The sequence below is a fragment of the Desulfobulbus alkaliphilus genome, assembly GCF_016918545.1.
GTDB lineage: Bacteria > Desulfobacterota > Desulfobulbia > Desulfobulbales > Desulfobulbaceae > Desulfobulbus > Desulfobulbus alkaliphilus.
This window is the reverse complement of record NZ_JAFFQC010000457.1, coordinates 1-380: the sequence shown is the minus strand read 5'-3', so window position 1 is coordinate 380 and position 380 is coordinate 1. Positions and strand designations below refer to the sequence as shown.

At 65.8% G+C, this 380-nt stretch carries 1 protein-coding gene; it reads left to right on the top strand.

Annotated elements, in window-relative coordinates; all coding sequences use genetic code 11:
* Positions 1-380: sensor histidine kinase (locus JWG43_RS19395; protein WP_275888528.1), on the top strand; the 380-nt coding region annotated here is incomplete at both ends.

Sequence of the window (380 nt, the reverse complement as noted above, 5' to 3'; positions counted from 1 at the left end):
GCCATCCACAACGAGACGGGGCAACTGGTCGGCTTCTCGAAGATCATCCGCGACTCGACGGAAGAGCGCATCGCGGCCGACGCCCTGCGCCGTGCCAAGGAAGAAGCCGAGACTGCCAACCACGCCAAGGACCACTTCCTGGCGGTGCTCTCGCATGAGCTGCGCACGCCGCTCACGCCCATCCTGACCGCCGTGCATCTGCTGGAACTGCGTCAGGACCTGCCGGCGTATGCGGTCGCGCAGCTCGAAGTCGTGCGCCGCAATGCCGAGCTGGAAGCGCGCCTGATCGACGACCTGCTCGACATCACCGGCATTGCGCGCGGCAAGCTGGCCGTGAGCTTTGCGCTGGTCGACCTGTATCCGCTTTTGGAGAGCACGCT